Origin of the sequence: Ectopseudomonas khazarica, assembly GCF_017915135.1 — a bacterium.
GTDB classification, from domain to species: domain Bacteria; phylum Pseudomonadota; class Gammaproteobacteria; order Pseudomonadales; family Pseudomonadaceae; genus Aquipseudomonas; species Aquipseudomonas khazarica.
In genome coordinates, this window is sequence record NZ_CP068551.1 from 2460050 (window position 1) to 2475552 (window position 15503).

Below are 15503 nucleotides of genomic sequence, written 5' to 3' on the forward strand. Positions count from 1 at the left end.
CATGAGTGTATATGGACATATCAGGCGCAGCCTGGCGCTGTTGCTGATCAGTTCGGGGGCTTTCGCCGCGAACGAACTGGACGTACGGATTACCCCGAGCAACGCCGCTCTGAAAGCCAATATCGAAGGTTATGTCGGCAGCCTGGACGGGCGCGACCGGCAGGCATTGCGCCGTCTGCGCCGCATCGTCGAGGGCGAGGCCGACAAGGCCGCCCAGGCGCTGGGCTACTACCAGGCACGTATCCGCAGCCATGTCGACGAAGGTGAACCGCCGCGCCTGGTGCTGGAGGTCGAGCCCGGCGAGCGTGTGCGCCTGCGCACTGTCGATATCCGTATCGAGGGCCCGGCGAGTGACCTGGCGGCCTTTCGCGTGCCCAGCGCCAGCCGTCTGCAGCCGGGCGCCGTGCTCAACCATGGGCGCTACGAGGATGCCAAGCGCCTGATCCAGAACCAGGCCTCGCGCTATGGCTTCTTCGATGGCCGTTTCTCCCGGCAGAGCCTGCTGATCGACCCGGACGCCGGGGTGGCCGACATCGAGCTGGTGTTCGTCAGCGGGCCGCGCTACCGCCTGGGTGATCTCAGCTTCACCGGCGACTTCCCCTTCGACGAAGCGCTGCTGCGGCGCATGGCGCCGTTCGAGGCGGACACGCCCTATGACTCCGAACTGATTGCCGAGCTGTACCAGGCGTTGCAATCCAGCGGCTACTTCGAATCGGTACGGGTCGATGCCATCCCTACGCAGGCCGATCAGCAGCGCATTCCCGTCACGGTGGCGCTGCAGGTGCGCGAGCCGCGCTCCATGGGGCTGGGCCTGGGTTTCTCCACCGACGTCGGGCCGCGCCTGCGGGCCAACTGGACGCGCCACTGGCGCAACCCGCAAGGGCATAGCTATGGCATAGAGAGCGAGTTGTCGGCGCCACGGCAGAACGTCGGGCTGTGGTACGACATACCGGGCGATCCGCCGCTGACGGACAAGCTGCGCCTGGCGGGTGGCTATCAGTACGAGGAACTGGCCAGCAAGGACAGCCTCAGCCGCCTGCTCAGCCTGGGGCCGGAATGGCACAGCCAGCGCTCCGGAGGCTGGCAGCGGGTGCTCTCGCTCAAGTGGCAGCGCGAGGAGTATCGCCTGGGCGACGATTCCGGCCTCAGTACCCTGCTGATGCCGGGCGCCAGCTATTCGTTGCTGCGCAGCGACAACCGGCTCGATCCGAACCAGGGCTATCGCCTGCAGTTCGATCTGCGTGGCGCCGTGGACGGGGTGCTGTCCGACGCCAATGTGCTGCACGGCAACGTCATGCTCAAGGGGCTGACCACGCTGTTCGACAACCATCGCCTGCTCGGTCGCGTGCAGTTCGGCGGCACCGAGACCAACGGCTTCACCGCCGTGCCGCCGTCCTTGCGCTTCTTCGCCGGCGGCGACCAGAGCGTGCGGGGTTACGACTACCAGACCCTGTCGCCGGAGAACAACCAGGGCGACAAGATCGGCGGCCGCTACCTGTTCGCCGTCAGCGCCGAGTACCAGTACAGCCTCACGGACAAATGGCGCCTGGCGACCTTCATCGACCAGGGCAATGCCTTCAACTCGCTGGAGCTGCCAACGCTGAAGACCGGGGTCGGCTTCGGCGTGCGCTGGGTGTCGCCGGTCGGGCCGCTGCGCCTGGACCTGGCCCACGCCCTGGATGACGATGGCGGCATCCGCCTGCATTTTTCCATGGGGCCCGAGCTATGACGTGGCGCCTGCTGAAAGGCCTGCTCGCCGCTTCACTGGGGCTGCTGCTGGTACTGGGCGCCACGCTGGCGGGGCTGCTCGGTACCCAGGGAGGCAGTCGCTGGCTGCTGGCCCAGGTGCCGGGGCTCGAGGTCGAGCACTTCAGCGGTCGTCTGGGTGGCGCCTGGCAGTCTGAACGTGTGCGCTGGCAACAGGCGGATGCGCAGCTGCAGTTGCAGCGAGTGGACTTCGCCTGGTCACCTTCCTGCCTGCTGCGCCTGACCCTGTGCCTCGACCGCGTGCATCTCGAGCAGGCCGCGCTGAGCGTGCCGCCGAGCGAGGCGAGCGCCGCGCCGCTGCGCCTGCCGAGCCTGAAGCTGCCCCTGCGCCTGCAGCTCGGAGATATCCGCCTGGGTGAGCTGCGCCTGGACGGGCAGTCGCAATTGACGGAGTTGCAGCTGATCGGCAACTGGAACGAGCAGGGCGTCGATCTGCAGCGCCTGACCTTGCAGCGTGATGACCTGCAGCTGGAGGTCAGCGGTCAACTGACGCCACAGGGCGACTGGCCGCTGACCCTGAGCGGCCGCCTGCAACTGCCGCAGGTCGATGACAGGCCCTGGCAGGTCGCCTTGCAGGTGGCGGGCGAGCTGCAGGGCACCCTGCAGCTCAGCGCAGACAGCAGCGGCTACCTGGATGCGCGCATTCAGGGCAAGGTGCAGGCGCTGGCCGAGCAGCTGCCGGCGGAACTGCATCTGAGCAGTCGCGAGTTTCAGGCCAGCAGCGCCTTGCCGGCGACCCTGCAGCTGCGCGACCTGGACCTGCAGGCCAGGGGCGATCTGGCTGCCGGCTATCGCATCGACGGCACGGCCAGCCTGCCGGCCGAGCAGGCGCCCATGCCGGTGCGGCTCAGCGGCCGCGTCGATGCCCAGGGGGCGAAGATCGACGCGCTGCGCATCCAGGCCGAGGAGCAGCATGTACAGCTCGACGGCACACTGGACTGGAGCGACGTGTTCAGCATCGATGCGCGACTGGACTGGCAGGACTTTCCCTGGCAGCGCCTCTATCCGCTGGACCAGCCGCCCCCGGTGGCGTTGCACCGCCTGCAGGCCGAGATGAGTTTCAGCGAGGGCAACTACCTGGGTAACTTCAGCGCACAGCTGCAGGGGCCGGCCGGTGAATTCAGCCTGAGCAGCCCGGTCAGCGGCGATCTTGGCCAGGTCAGTCTGCCTCAGTTGCAGCTGGTGGCCGGGCAGGGACGAGCTGAGGGTGTGGTCAGGCTTGGCTTCGCCACGGGCATCGACTGGCAGGCGATGCTGCAGCTCAGCGAGTTCGACCCCGGCTACTGGCTGGCGGAGATGCCGGGCACGCTGGCAGGCCCGCTGAACACCTCGGGGCGTTTCGCCGCGGACGTGTTGCAGGCGCGCGCCGATATCGACCTCAACGGCCGTCTGCGCGGCCAGCCTGCGCAGCTCCAAGTGCAGGGGGCCGGGAGTGGCGAACACTGGCAGCTGGATCGGCTGTCGGTGCGCCTGGGCGACAACCGCATCAGCGGCCAGGGCGCGCTCGAGCAGCGCTTGCGTGGCCAGCTGGACCTGGCGCTGCCACGTCTCGGGCAGCTCTGGCCCGGCCTGCAGGGGCAGTTGCAGGGGCGCCTGGCGCTGGCCGGCAGCCGGCAGGCTGCACAGGGGCAGTTGGCCTTGACCGGGGAACGGCTGGCATTCGGCGAGCCCAGCGTGCGTCGCCTGCAACTGGATGCGACGCTGGATGCCCGGCAGCAGGCGGACATCGCCTTGAACCTGCGGGGTATCCGCATTGGCGACACCCTGCTGGGGCGCTTGCAGGCCGAAGCGCGTGGCGACCTACAACGCCAGGCGCTGCAGCTGGACCTGCAAGGGCCGCTGCTGACACTGGCGCTGGCGCTGGATGGCCGGCTCGGTGAACAGGGCGACTGGCGAGGGCGTATCGCCAGCGGCCGTGTCCAGAGCGGTGGCCAGGACTGGCAGCTGCAACAGGCCGCCAGCCTGGAACGCCTGGCCAGCGGCCGGCTGAACCTGGGTGCACACTGCTGGCAGTCCGGTGCGGCCAGCCTGTGTGGTGGCGAGCAGCGGCTGATGCCGCAGCCCAGTCTCGACTGGCGCCTGCAGGACTTCCCACTGGCCAGCCTGCAACCCTGGCTGCCCGAGGATTTTGCCTGGCAAGGGCAGCTGGCCGGCCGGCTCAAGGTCGATCTGCGCGAAAGCGGCCCCAATGGCGAGATCACCCTCGACGCCGGTGCCGGCACCCTGCGTATCCGGCAGCCGGAGCAGGAGCAGTGGCTGGATTTCCCCTATGACAGCCTGCGTCTGGAGAGCAGCCTGCGCCCGCAACGGGTCGACAGCCAGCTGCGTTTCCTCAGCGAGCGCCTGGGTGAGCTGTCGCTGCAGGCGCGGATCGACCCACGGCCGCAGAGCAAACCGATCAGCGGCGAGTTCCGCCTGAGCGGCTTCGACCTGGCCGTGCTGCGCCCCTTCGTGCCAATGGCGGAAACACTCGAAGGCCGCCTGCAGGGCGCTGGCAGGCTGGCGGGCGGGTTGCTGGCGCCGCAGATCGATGGCCAGTTGCGTCTGCAGGGCGGTGCGCTGTCCGGCAGCGCGTTGCCGGTGAGCCTCGAGGCGCTGCAGGTGCAGGCGCTGATTGCCGGCGAGCAGGTGCAGCTGTCCGGCAACTGGCGCAGTGGGGAGCAGGGCAGTGGCCAGCTCAACGGGCAACTGAACTGGGCCGCCGGGCTGAGCGCGGAGCTGACCCTGCTGGGTCAGCACCTGCCGGTCAAGGTGGAGCCCTACGCCGAGCTGGAGGTCGAGCCCGACCTGCGCCTGCAGTTGCGCGAGCAGCATCTGGTCGTCAGCGGCAAGGTGGGCGTGCCACGTGGCCTGATCAGCGTGCGTGAACTGCCGCCGTCCACGGTGAAGCTGTCCGGCGACGCCCGGGTGGTCGGTCGCGAGGAACCGCTGGCCGAGCAGGGCCTGGGCATCGCCATGGACGTCGATGTCGAGGTCGGCCAGGACAGGCTGGCCTTCAGCGGCTTTGGCCTGAGCGCCGATCTGCGCGGCCGCATGCACATCGGCGACGACCTCGACACCCGTGGTGAACTGGACCTAGTCAATGGTCGCTACCGCGCCTACGGCCAGCGCCTGACCATCCGCCGCGCGCGCCTGCTGTTCACCGGGCCGATCGATCAGCCGTTCCTCGATGTCGAGGCGATTCGCCGCGTGGATAACGTGGTGGCCGGCATTCGCCTGTCCGGCAGTGCCGAACAACCCAGCACCACGGTATTCGCCGAGCCGGCCATGAGCCAGGAGCAGGCGTTGTCCTATCTGGTGCTGGGGCGGCCGATGGGGCAGGGCAGCGGCGACAACAACATGCTTGGTCAGGCGGCCCTGGCGCTGGGCCTGGCGGGTAGCAGTTCGCTGACCACCAGCCTGGCAGGCAGCCTGGGCATCAAGGACTTCCAGCTGGATACCGAGGGCAGCGGCCTGACCACCAGCGTGGTGGCCAGCGGCAACCTCACCGACCGCCTCAGCCTGCGCTATGGCGTGGGGGTGTTCGAGCCGGCCAACACCATCGCCCTGCGCTACGAGCTGACCCGTCGCCTGTATCTCGAGGCGGCCAGTGGCCTGGCCAGTTCGCTGGACCTGTTCTACCGGCGAGACTTCTGATTTTTGCTATATCCCTACATGCTCGCAGGTGTATCGGCCGCGCTTCTGCGCTAGTCTGGACGGATGGTCGGGCCGTGACCTGCCATTCGACAGGGCGCTCGTCAGCGTGCCGCCCAAGTCACCTATCCGCCCTTCAACTCCCTGAACGATAAGGAAAATTCCCATGGCGCAAGTCACTCTCAAAGGCAACCCGGTGCAGGTCGACGGCCAGCTGCCGCAAGCGGGCCAACAGGCTCCGGCTTTCAGCCTGGTCGCAGGCGACCTGAGCGACGTCACCCTGGCCAGCCTGGCCGGGAAACGCAAGGTGCTGAACATCTTCCCGAGTGTCGACACGCCGACCTGTGCGACCTCCGTGCGCACCTTCAACGCCGAAGCCAGCCAGCTGAACAACACCGTGGTGCTGTGCATCTCCGCTGACCTGCCGTTCGCCCAGGCGCGTTTCTGTGGCGCGGAAGGCCTGGAAAGCGTGGTCAACCTGTCCACCCTGCGCGGTGCCGGCTTCCTCAAGGATTACGGCGTGGCCATCGCCAGTGGCCCGCTGACCGGCCTGGCCGCGCGCGCCGTGGTGGTGCTCGACGAGAACGACAAGGTGCTGCACAGCGAGCTGGTTGGCGAGATCGCCGACGAGCCGAACTATGCCGCTGCCCTGGCCGTGCTGAAGTAAGTCGCCAGGCGTCACCTGAAAACGGCCTGCTCTGCAGGCCGTTTTCGTTGCTGCCGCAAAAGGCGTCCGCCTTGCTGGCCAATCTCCGGCCAAGGCCGGACGCAAACAGTTGGTTACGTAAGTGCAGCGTAAATAGCCGGTAAATGGGCTTTGCTTGACGCGGGCGAGTGCTTATCGTGCCGACTCCCAGAAAAAGTGATCCCACGCCTGCCATGTCGAACGTTTCTCCATCCCCCTCGAATACCTCTCGCCAGTGGCTGATCGGCCTGGCACTGCTCGCTTTGTCGCTCGTCCTGCTGTGGTGGTTCTGGCCGAGCGAGCCACAGAAGCAGCAGATGGGGCGGGGCCGCTTCGGTGACACGGGCCCGGTCCCGGTGCGGGTGGCGCCGGTGGTGCAGGGTGACTTCGCCATCGAACTCAAGGCGCTCGGCACGGTGACCTCTTACAACACGGTCAACGTGCGTTCGCGCGTCGACGGCGAGCTGGTCAAGGTGCTGTTCGAGGAGGGCCAGCAGGTCAAGGCTGGCGACCTGCTGGCAGTGATCGACCCGCGTCCTTATCAGGTGGCGCTGCAGCAGGCACAAGGCGCGTTGCAGGAAAACCAGGCGCAACTGAAGAATGCCGAACTGGACCTGCAGCGCTACAAGGGACTCTACGCCGAAGACAGCATCGCCAAGCAGACCCTCGATACCCAGCAGGCGCTGGTCAACCAGTATCGTGGCAGCCTGCAGAGCAACCAGGCCGACGTGGCCACGGCCAAGCTGAACCTGGATTTCACCCAGATCCGCGCGCCCATCGCTGGACGCCTGGGGTTGCGCCAGCTGGACCTTGGCAACCTGGTCAGCAGCGGCGATACCACGCCGCTGGTGGTGATCACCCAGGCCGACCCGATCGCGGTGATCTTCACCATTCCCGAAGGGGATCTGCCGGCGGTGCTCAAGCGCCGCAACGAAGGCGCGACCCTGGCCGTCGAAGCCTGGGATCGCGGTGAGCGCCTGCGCCTGGCCGAGGGCGTGCTGGAGAGCCTGGACAACCAGATCGACACCGCCACCGGCACGGTCAAGCTCAAGGCGCGTTTCGCCAACGCCGAGCAGATGCTGTTCCCCAACCAGTTCGTCAACGTGCGCCTGCGCGTGGAAACCCGCGAGGCCGCCACCATCATTCCGTCGGCTGCCGTGCAGTTCGGTACCCAGGGCACCTTCGTCTACGTGGTCGACAGCGACAGCAAGGTCAGCGTGCGCCAGGTGACGATCGCCGCCAGCGATGCCGAGCGCAGCATGGTGGCCGGAGGCGTTCAGCCCGGTGAGCGCCTGGTGCTCGAGGGCACCGACCGCCTGCGCGACGGCAGCCAGGTCGAGGTGATCGACGCCAGCGCCACGCAGGCCGGCGACGCGGCAGGCAAGGGCAAACCGGGCAAGGCCGCAGCGCGGAACGACGCATGAACATCTCGCGCCCGTTCATCCTGCGGCCGGTCGCCACCACGCTGCTGATGGTGGCGATCTTCCTCAGCGGCCTGATCGCCTATCGCCTGTTGCCGGTGTCGGCCCTGCCGGAAGTGGACTACCCGACCATCCGCGTGCTGACCCTCTATCCAGGCGCCAGCCCGGACGTGATGACCAGCGCCGTGACGGCGCCGCTGGAGCGCCAGTTCGGGCAGATGGCCGGCCTCAAGCAGATGTCCTCGACCAGCTCCGGCGGCGCCTCGGTGATCACCCTGCGCTTCAACCTGGACGTGTCGCTGGCGGTTGCGGAGCAGGAGGTGCAGGCGGCGATCAACGCGGCGAGCAACCTGCTGCCCAGCGACCTGCCGGCGCCTCCGGTGTACAACAAGGTCAACCCGGCCGATACCCCGGTGCTGACCCTGGCGGTCAGTTCGACCACGCTGCCGCTGCCGCAGATCAATGACCTGGTCGATACCCGCCTGGCGCAGAAACTGGCGCAGACCAGCGGCGTGGGCCTGGTGACCCTGGCCGGCGGGCAACGTCCGGCGGTGCGCATCCGGGTCAATCCCGAGGCGCTGGCGGCCTATGGCCTGAGCCTGGCCGACGTGCGCACGCTGATCACCGCCAGCAACGTCAACCAGCCCAAGGGCAACTTCGACGGGCCGACGCGGGTTTCGCAGCTCGATGCCAACGACCAGCTGAAATCGGTGGACGAGTACCGCGAGCTGATCCTCACCTACCAGGACGGCGCCGCGCTACGCCTGAAGGACGTCGCCGAGATCGTCGATGGCGCCGAGAACGAGCGCCTGGCGGCCTGGGCCAATCGCAACCAGGCGGTGCTGGTCAACGTCCAGCGCCAGCCCGGCGCGAACGTGATCGACGTGGTCGACCGCATCCAGACGCTGCTGCCACACCTCACCGAAGGCCTGCCGGCGAGCGTCGAGGTCAAGGTGCTCACCGACCGCACGCAAACCATCCGCGCCGCCGTGCGCGACGTGCAGCACGAACTGCTGCTGGCCATCGCCCTGGTGGTGATGGTGACCTTCCTGTTCCTGCGTAAGCTGTCGGCGACCATCATCCCGTCCATCGTCGTGCCGCTGTCGCTGATCGGCACCTTCGCGGTGATGTACCTGGCCGGTTTCACCATCAACAACCTGACGCTGATGGCGCTGACCATCGCCACCGGTTTCGTGGTCGACGATGCCATCGTCATGCTGGAGAACATCGCCCGCCATCTGGAGGAGGGCGAGACGCCGCTGAACGCCGCGCTCAAGGGGGCCCGGCAGATCGGTTTCACCCTGGTCTCGCTGACTCTGTCGCTGATCGCCGTGCTGATTCCGCTGCTGTTCATGGCCGATGTCGTCGGCCGCCTGTTCCGCGAGTTCGCCATCACCCTGGCGGTGGCGATCCTGATCTCACTGGTGGTGTCGCTGACCCTGACGCCGATGATGTGCGCGCGCCTGCTCAAGGTGGAACGGCCCGAGCAGGAAGGGCGCTTCTACCACCTGGCGGGCGGCTTCATCGATGCCATGATCGAGCGCTACGGGGTGGGCCTGTCATGGGTCCTGCGGCATCAGGCGCTGACCCTGCTGGTGGCCGTGGCGACCCTGGGCCTGACCGTGCTGCTCTACCTGGCGGTGCCCAAGGGCTTCTTCCCGGTGCAGGACACCGGCGTGATCCAGGGCATCTCCGAGGCGCCGCAGTCGGTGTCCTTCACTGCCATGAGCGAGCGCCAGCAGCGCCTGGCCGATGTGATCCTGCGTGATCCGGCGGTGGCCAGCCTGTCGTCGTCGATCGGCGTGGACGGCGACAACCCGACGCTCAACAGCGGGCGCCTGCTGATCAACCTGAAGACCCATGCCGAGCGCGATGTCACCGCCAGCGAGGTGATCGAGCGGCTGCGTCCGGAGCTGGCGAAGGTCCCCGGTATCGAGCTGTACATGCAGCCGGTGCAGGACCTGACCATCGAGGATCGCATCAGCCGGACCCAGTTCCAGTTCACCCTGGAGTCGCCGGACAACGACCTGCTGGAAACCTGGACACCGCGCCTGGTCGAGGCGCTGCGTGAACAGGAAGCGCTGACCGACGTCGCCAGCGACCTGCAGAACCGTGGCCTGCAGGTGTACCTGGATATCGACCGCGACGCCGCCGCGCGCCTCGGCATCAGCGTCGGCGATATCGACGATGCGCTGTACGACGCCTTCGGCCAGCGCCAGATCAGCACCATCTATACCCAGGCCAGCCAGTACCGCGTGGTCCTGGAAAGCCGTGACGGCGGGCGTATCGGCCTGGCCGCGCTGCGCCAGATCCATGTGCCCACCACGGATGGCCTGCAGGTGCCGCTGTCGTCCCTGGCGCACATCGAGGAGCGTCCGGCCAGCCTGCTGGTCAACCACATCGGTCAGTTCCCCGCCGTGACCCTGTCGTTCAACCTGGCGCCCGGCGTTTCGCTCGGCGAAGCCGTAGCGGTGATCGAGCGTGTCGAGCAGGACATCGGCCTGCCAGGCGGTATCAACACCCAGTTCCAGGGGGCGGCCGAGGCGTTCCGTGCGTCGCTGTCATCGACCCTGCTGCTGATCCTGGCGGCCATCGTCACCATGTACATCGTGCTCGGCGTGCTCTACGAGAGCTACATCCACCCGATCACCATTCTCTCCACGCTGCCGTCGGCCGGGGTCGGCGCCTTGCTGGCCCTGCTGCTCACCGGCAACGACCTGGGGCTGATCGCGATCATCGGCATCATCCTGCTGATCGGCATCGTCAAGAAGAACGCGATCATGATGATCGACTTCGCCCTGGAGGCCGAACGCAATCAGGGCATGGCGCCGCAGGACGCCATCTACCAGGCGGCCCTGCTGCGTTTCCGGCCGATCCTGATGACCACCCTGGCGGCGCTGTTCGGTGCCATTCCGCTGATGCTGGCCTCGGGCTCCGGTGCCGAGCTGCGCCAGCCGCTGGGCCTGGTGATGGTCGGCGGCCTGCTGCTCAGCCAGGTGCTGACGCTGTTCACCACGCCGGTGATCTATCTGTACTTCGATCGGCTGTCGCGCCGCGTCAGCGGGCGCAGCGGCGCCGGGGTGTCGGTATGAGCGGTGCCGGGCTTTTCCTCCCCTCTCTCGCTTGCGGGAGAGGGGCCGGGGGAGAGGGTGGGTATCGCGTCGCGTTGGTGACCCTCTCCCCAGCCCTCTCCCATGAATGGGAGAGGGAGCAGAGCGTGTGCCCATGAATCTCTCTGCCCCCTTCATCCGTCGCCCGGTGGCGACCTTGCTGCTGAGCCTGGCGATCATGCTGCTCGGTGGCGTCAGCTTCGGCCTGCTGCCGGTGGCGCCGCTGCCGCAGATGGACTTTCCGACCATCACCGTGCAGGCCAGCCTGCCTGGCGCCAGCCCGCAGATCATGGCCTCCACCGTGGCCACGCCGCTGGAACGCTCGCTCGGCAGCATTTCCGGCATCAGCCAGATGAACAGCCGCAGCAGCCAGGGCAGCACGCGGATCATGGTGCAGTTCGACCTGGACAAGGACATCAATACCGCGGCCCGCGAAGTACAGGCAGCGATCAACGCGGCCCGTGACCTGCTGCCCAGCGGCATGCGCACCATGCCCACCTACCGCAAGATCAACCCGTCGCAGGCACCGATCATGGTGCTTTCGCTGACCAGCCCGAACCTCGACAAGGGGCAGCTGTACGATGTGGCCTCGACCATCCTCGCGCAGAAGCTGGCGCAGGTCGGTGGCGTGGGTGAAGTCCAGGTCGGCGGCAGCTCCCTGCCTGCCGTGCGCGTGTCGCTGGAGCCGCGCCTGCTCGATCACTACGGCATCGCCCTCGACGAGGTGCGCCAGACCATCGCCTCCAGCAACGCGCTGCGTCCCAAGGGGGCGGTGGAGGACGAGCAGCGTCGCTGGCAGGTGCAGGCCAGCGACCAGCTGGCCAAGGCCGCCGACTACATCCCGATGATCATTCGCTATCAGGATGGTGCCGCCGTGCGCCTCGGCGACGTGGCCACGGTGACCGATGGCGTCGAGGACCGTTACAACAGCGGCTTCTACAATGACCGCGAGTCCGTGCTGCTGGTGATCAACCGGCAGAGCGGGGCGAACATCCTGCAGACCATCAGCGATATCCGCGAGCAACTGCCGGCGTTGCGCGAGGTGATCCCCGCCAGTGTCGAGCTGCAGGTGGCGATGGACCGTTCGCCGGTGATTCGCGCGACCCTGCATGAAGCCGAGCAGACCCTGCTGATCGCCGTCGGCCTGGTGATCCTGGTGGTGCTGGCGTTTCTCGGGCGCTGGCGGGCGGCGCTGATCCCGGCCCTGGCGGTACCGGTTTCGCTGATCGGCAGTTTCGCCGCGATGTACCTGCTGGGGTTCTCGCTCAACAACCTGTCGCTGATGGCGCTGATCATCGCCACCGGCCTGGTGGTGGACGATGCCATCGTGGTGCTGGAGAACATCGCCCGCCACATCCACGATGGCGAAACACCCATGGCGGCAGCCCTGAAGGGCACGCGCGAGGTCGGTTTCACCCTGCTGTCGATGAACCTGTCGCTGGTGGCGGTGTTCATTTCCATCCTGTTCATGGGCGGCATCGTCGAGCGCCTGTTCCGCGAGTTCTCCATCACCCTCGCGGTAGCGGTGGTGATCTCCCTGCTGGTGTCGCTGACCCTGACGCCGATGCTCTGCGCGCGTTGGCTCAGGGCCGAGGACGAACAGTCGCGCAGCCGCCTGCAGCAATGGGGCGACCGCGTGCAGAGCCGGGTGTTGGCCGTCTACGGGCGTACGCTGGACTGGGCCCTGCACCATTCGCTGCTGATGCTGCTGAGCTTCATCGCCACCATCGCGCTCAACGTCTACCTGTTCGTCAGCATTCCCAAGACCTTCATGCCGCAGCAGGACACCGGCCAGCTGATCGGTTTCATCCGTGGCGACGACGGCCTGTCGTTCCAGGTCATGCAGCCGAAGATGGAGGCCTTCCGCAAGGCCGTATTGGCCGACCCGGCGGTGGACAGCGTGGCGGGCTTCATCGGCGGCAGCGGTGGCATCAACAATGCGTTCATGATCGTGCGGCTCAAGGCCATCGGTGAACGCGGGCTGTCGTCGCAGGAGGTGATCAACCGTCTGCGCAGGGAAGTGCCCAAGGTGCCGGGTGGCCGCATGTTCCTCATGTCGGATCAGGACCTGCAAATCGGCGGGCGGGAAGGGCGCAGTTCGGAGACCGAATACATGCTCCTCTCCGATGACCTCGATGCGCTGCGCGAGTGGTTGCCCAAGGTGCGCGATGCGTTGCGGGCGCTGCCCGAGCTGACCGACATCGATGCCAGCGAGAACGACGGCGCGCAGCAGATACGCCTGGTGGTCGACCGTGAGACGGCGAAACGCCTGGGCGTGGACATGGTCATGATCACCTCGGTGCTCAACAATGCATTCAGCCAGCGCCAGGTGTCGACCATCTACGAAGCGCTCAACCAGTACAGCGTGGTCATGGAAATCGACCCGCGCTATGCGCAGTACCCCGAGGCGCTGGATCAGATCCAGCTAATCACCGCCGACGGCGCGCGCGTGCCATTGTCCACCTTCGCCCGCTGGGAACGCAGCCTGGAGGAAGACCGGGTCAACCACCAGGGCCAGTTCGCCTCCGAGAACATCGGTTTCGCCCTGAGCGAAGGCGTGAGCCTGGACCAGGCCAGCCGGGCGATCGACGATGCGGTGGCGCGGCTCGGCCTGCCCACCGAGGTGCAGGGCACCATGGGTGGTACGGGCGCCGCCTTCCAGCAGACCCAGGGCAACCAGCCGTTGATGATCCTGCTGGCGCTGGTGGTGGTGTACATCGTCCTCGGCGTGCTCTACGAGAGCTACGTGCATCCGCTGACCATCCTCTCCACGCTGCCTTCGGCCGGTGTCGGGGCCTTGCTGGCGTTGCAGCTGGTGGGCATGGAATTCAGCCTGATCTCCCTGCTGGGGCTGTTCCTGCTGATCGGTATCGTCAAGAAGAATGCCATTCTGATGGTCGACCTGGCGCTGCAGCTCGAGCGCGGCGAACGGCTCGGCCCGCAGGAATCTATCCGCCAGGCCTGCCTGCTGCGCTTCAGGCCGATCCTGATGACCACGCTCGCCGCCATTCTCGGTGCCTTGCCCCTGGTGCTCGGCAGCGCCGAAGGCTCGGAGATGCGCCAGCCGCTGGGCATCACCATCGTCGGCGGCCTGGTTCTCAGCCAGTTGCTGACGCTCTACACCACCCCGGTGGTTTACCTCTATTTCGACCGCCTGCGCCATCGCGTCAATCGCTGGCGCGGCGTGCGTACCGATGCTTCGTTGGATAATCCGCTATGAAACCCGTCCAGTTCCCAGATGTTTTTCCTCCTGCTCGTGCGCTCCGGGCCGGGCGCCTGCCGCGTTCCTGCAGCCTGATCCTGCTGCTCGGGCTGCTCGGGCTGCTGGCGGGCTGCGCCCTCGGCCCGGACTATCAGCGCCCCGAACTGACCACGCCGGTACAGTTCAAGCAGGTCGAGGGCTGGACCTCGGCGGCCCCGGCCGATGCCCTGGCGCGCGGCAACTGGTGGGCCCTGTACGGCGATGCCGAGCTGAACGCGCTGGTCGAGCGCCTGCAGCTGTCCAACCAGAACCTGGCGGCAGCCGAAGCTCAGTACCGCCAGGCGCGCGCACTGGTGCGCGGCGCCCGGGCCAGCTTCTACCCGACACTGTCCGGTAGCGCCGGGGTCACGCGTTCGGGGCAGGGCGCCTCGGGGACGAACAGCAGCACCAGCGCATCGGGCATCAGCAAGAGCTATGACCTGAGCCTCAGCGCGGCGTGGGAGCTGGATGTCTGGGGCAAGCTGCGCCGTGGCCTGGAGGCCAGTCGTGCCGAGTTCGAGGCCAGTGCCGCGGATCTCGCCGCCGCGCGCCTGAGCCTGCAGAGCGAGCTGGTGCAGAACTACCTGCAACTGCGGGTGCTCGACGAGCAGTCGCGCCTGCTCGATGCCACGGTCGCCGCCTATGCACGCTCGTTGCGTCTGACCGAGAACCAGTACCGCGCCGGCATCGTGCCGAAATCCGACGTGAGCCAGGCCACCACCCAGCTCAAGAGTACCCAGGCCCAGGCCATCGACCTGCAATGGCAACGCGCGCAGCTGGAGCATGCGATCGCCGTACTGGTGGGTGTCAGCCCGGCGCAGTTGTCGATCGCGCCGCGCGAAAGCCTGCCGGCCTTGCCGGCGATACCGCTGGCGCTGCCCTCGCAACTGCTGGAGCGGCGTCCGGACGTGGCGGCCGCCGAGCGCCGGGTGATGGCCGCCAACGCGCAGATCGGCGTGGCCGAAGCAGCCTGGTTTCCCGATCTGAGCCTCTCCGCCACGGGCGGTTATCGCAGTAGCAGCTTCGCCGACTGGATCGAGGTGCCCAACCGCTTCTGGTCGCTTGGCCCACAGCTGGCACTGACCCTGTTCGACGGCGGCGCACGGCGGGCCGAACTGGAACGCAGCGAGGCCGCCTACGACCAGACCGTGGCCGAGTACCGCCAGGCCGTGCTGGATAGCTTCCGCGAAGTGGAGGACTACCTGGTGCAGTTGCGCGTGCTGGAGCAGGAGAGCGGGGTGCAGCAGGAAGCGCTGGATGCCGCGCGTGAAGCGCTGCGCCTGATCGAGAACCAGTACCGTGCCGGTACGGTGGACTACAACAGCGTGGTCACCGTGCAGGCGACGGCATTGAGCAACGAACGCTCGAACCTGACGCTACTGGGCAATCGCCTGCTGGCCAGCGTGCAACTGATCGCGGCACTGGGCGGCGGCTGGCAGGTCGAGCAGCTAGACAGTCCTGCGCCCATCAGCTCCCGCGGAGAGGCGCTGCGTTAGGTCATGTCCCATGCTTCGCATGTAGGCAGGGAGCGGTGCTGGATCAGCGTTCTGCCGACCTGCCCAGATAATTTGTTTGGGTCATCTGTGTCACGTTTTTAGGTTACAGGATTGACGACATGCCAGGTCCTGTTGTATCTGGAGATCTGA

The 15503-nt window shown here is 67.1% G+C and carries 7 protein-coding genes; all 7 read left to right on the plus strand.

The features are described from left to right. Position 1: 1 nt before the first annotated feature. Positions 2–1729 (plus strand): autotransporter assembly complex protein TamA, encoded by a 1728-nt coding sequence (locus JLK41_RS11715; RefSeq protein WP_210391057.1) that lies wholly within the window; start codon positions 2–4, stop codon positions 1727–1729. Then, on the plus strand, positions 1726–5403 hold the full coding sequence (locus JLK41_RS11720) for a translocation/assembly module TamB domain-containing protein (RefSeq protein ID WP_210391058.1): 3678 nt from the start codon (positions 1726–1728) through the stop codon (positions 5401–5403). The genes JLK41_RS11715 and JLK41_RS11720 overlap by 4 nt, the downstream gene beginning before the upstream one ends. A 163-nt stretch (positions 5404–5566) precedes the next feature. Beyond that, positions 5567–6067 (plus strand): thiol peroxidase, encoded by a 501-nt coding sequence (tpx, locus tag JLK41_RS11725; protein ID WP_037052072.1) that lies wholly within the window; start codon positions 5567–5569, stop codon positions 6065–6067. Between the two features lie 212 nt (positions 6068–6279). Then, the gene (locus JLK41_RS11730; protein WP_037052075.1) at positions 6280–7509 is read left to right on the plus strand and encodes an MdtA/MuxA family multidrug efflux RND transporter periplasmic adaptor subunit; all 1230 of its coding nucleotides are present in this window, start codon (positions 6280–6282) and stop codon (positions 7507–7509) included. Continuing rightward, on the plus strand, positions 7506–10598 hold the full coding sequence (locus JLK41_RS11735; RefSeq protein ID WP_210391059.1) for an MdtB/MuxB family multidrug efflux RND transporter permease subunit: 3093 nt from the start codon (positions 7506–7508) through the stop codon (positions 10596–10598). Before JLK41_RS11730 ends, JLK41_RS11735 begins: the two co-directional genes overlap by 4 nt. A 133-nt stretch (positions 10599–10731) precedes the next feature. Next, positions 10732–13836, plus strand: coding sequence for a multidrug efflux RND transporter permease subunit (locus tag JLK41_RS11740; protein WP_210391060.1), 3105 nt, complete (start codon positions 10732–10734; stop codon positions 13834–13836). Continuing rightward, complete coding sequence (locus JLK41_RS11745) at positions 13833–15353, plus strand: efflux transporter outer membrane subunit (protein WP_244976496.1); 1521 nt, start codon at positions 13833–13835, stop codon at positions 15351–15353. Before JLK41_RS11740 ends, JLK41_RS11745 begins: the two co-directional genes overlap by 4 nt. The last annotated feature ends 150 nt before the right edge of the window (positions 15354–15503 follow it).

Coding starts and splice junctions, on each gene's coding strand:
- JLK41_RS11715 (WP_210391057.1), top strand. CDS start 2: ATGAGTGTATATGGACATATCAGGCGCAGCCTGGCGCTGTTGCTGATC.
- tpx (WP_037052072.1), top strand. CDS start 5,567: ATGGCGCAAGTCACTCTCAAAGGCAACCCGGTGCAGGTCGACGGCCAG.
- JLK41_RS11740 (WP_210391060.1), top strand. CDS start 10,732: ATGAATCTCTCTGCCCCCTTCATCCGTCGCCCGGTGGCGACCTTGCTG.
- JLK41_RS11745 (WP_244976496.1), top strand. CDS start 13,833: ATGAAACCCGTCCAGTTCCCAGATGTTTTTCCTCCTGCTCGTGCGCTC.
- JLK41_RS11730 (WP_037052075.1), top strand. CDS start 6,280: ATGTCGAACGTTTCTCCATCCCCCTCGAATACCTCTCGCCAGTGGCTG.
- JLK41_RS11720 (WP_210391058.1), top strand. CDS start 1,726: ATGACGTGGCGCCTGCTGAAAGGCCTGCTCGCCGCTTCACTGGGGCTG.
- JLK41_RS11735 (WP_210391059.1), top strand. CDS start 7,506: ATGAACATCTCGCGCCCGTTCATCCTGCGGCCGGTCGCCACCACGCTG.